Raw genomic sequence first — 2,027 nt, forward strand, 5'->3', positions numbered from 1 at the left:
CGGCTTTATTGCCGACCCTCTATTTGAACTCCTGGAAGGAATAAAAGAAATCAGCCGAAAAAATTATCAGGCAAGACTTGATTTCCCTAAGAATAATGAATTTGCTCCGGTAGCAACAGCCTTCAACCAGATGGCGGCTAAACTCAGGGATTGGGAAAACAGCAATTTGGAAAAAATACTTTCGGAGAAACTGAGGATTGAAACCATTATCGAACAAATGCAGGATGGGATCATTGGCCTGAATGAAAAAAATGAAATAATCTTTATCAATCCCCTGGCCCAAAACCTATTGGGAATACATGGAAATGAGATGATTGGCTTGAATGCCTACGAACTCGCGAACACAAATGAACTTTTAAAGAATTTGCTCGATAATAAACAAAGTGAAAAAGCAATTAAGATTTATGCTAATGGTCGGGAATCTTACTTCCAGCTGGAAAGCCGGGAAATAATGATCCCCAGCACACAGTATAATGAAGACAAACCCATTTTAACATCCAGTGAGTCTGCTGGCGAAGTTTATATCCTCAAAAACATCACCAAATTCAGAGAACTGGAGGACGCCAAAACTAATTTTATAGCTACGATTTCCCACGAACTAAAAACACCTATTTCCTCCATCAAATTAAGCCTTAAGCTTCTTACTGATTCGAGGGTTGGTAGCCTGAATACCGAGCAATTAAGCCTTCTTGAAAATATTAAGGATGACACACTGCGCTTGCTAAAAATTACCAGCGAGCTACTAGATATGGCGCAGGTTGAAACAGGGAATATCCACTTGAACTTTATAGCCACAAAGCCAGATCAGATTGTGGATTATGCCATTAATTCGATAAAGTTTCAGGCAGATCAGCAGCATATTCAGATCGAATGTATCAGCCAGCCCGGTCTGCCCAGGGTTTATGCCGATGTAGAGAAGACTACCTGGGTATTGATAAACCTACTCTCCAATGCATTACGTTATAGCCCTGAGAAGTCAAAAATTATAGTTCAGATTTCACAATCGATCGATATGGTAGAATTTTCAGTAAAAGACTTTGGGAACGGTATAGAAGAGCAATATCAGGCACGGCTGTTTGAACGATTTTTCCAGGTTCCCACGGAAGGGAAAAGATCCGGCACTGGCCTTGGTCTTTCCATTTCTAAAGATTTTATAGAAGCACAGAAGGGAGTGATCTTCGTTGAGAGCAAGCCGGGATCAGGAAGCAGGTTTGGTTTCAAACTGCCGATTGCTCATTAAATGATTACATCAATTTTCACTACACAATTGTCTAATAAATAACTATTTACATGTCAGCCAGCAAAAGTTTACACAAGTTATCAGGAGCCGGATTATTAATAAGTTTAGGTATTATTTACGGAGATATCGGTACCTCTCCACTGTATGTTTTCAAAGCTATAATCGGACAACAAACGATCACATCTGAACTTATATTAGGGGGACTATCCTGCATATTCTGGACGCTAACCCTTCAAACTACCATCAAATATGTATTGATAACACTGCAGGCTGATAATAAGGGTGAGGGGGGTATTTTTTCCTTGTATTCTCTGGTCAAAAGGAAAGCCAAATGGCTCGTTATACCAGCGATGATCGGGGGTGCGGCTTTACTGGCTGATGGTATTATCACACCGCCTATTACCGTTTCTGCAGCAATTGAAGGTCTAAGTATCCGATATCCCGGCCTTCCTACAATTTCTATTGTCATTGCAATCTTAACGGGCTTGTTTATCATTCAACAGTTTGGTACCTCGCTGGTGGGTAAAACCTTTGGACCAGTGATGTTTATATGGTTTGGAATGCTGGCAGTTCTTGGCCTATCGTATATCATCCCTTTTCCAGAGATATTAAAGGCAGTTAATCCATACTATGCCTATTATATCCTATCAACTAACCCCAATGCATTCTTCATTCTGGGGGGCGTCTTTTTATGTACCACCGGGGCAGAGGCATTGTATTCGGATCTCGGCCATTGTGGGAGGGCAAACATTAGAGGGAGTTGGATATTTGTAAAGACATGTCTTCT

2 protein-coding genes are annotated in these 2,027 nt (G+C 40.8%); both read left to right on the plus strand.

Annotated features, from left to right (window positions below; genetic code table 11):
* Window positions 1–1,240, plus strand: a 1,240-nt coding sequence (locus tag WBJ10_RS00860; protein WP_424287665.1) for a HAMP domain-containing sensor histidine kinase, incomplete at its 5' end; no start/stop codon positions are given.
* 50 nt (window positions 1,241–1,290) lie between these two features.
* Window positions 1,291–2,027, plus strand: a 737-nt coding sequence (locus WBJ10_RS00865; protein WP_424287666.1) for a KUP/HAK/KT family potassium transporter, incomplete at its 3' end; no start/stop codon positions are given.

Source organism: Daejeonella sp. (assembly GCF_049655485.1).
GTDB lineage: Bacteria > Bacteroidota > Bacteroidia > Sphingobacteriales > Sphingobacteriaceae > Daejeonella.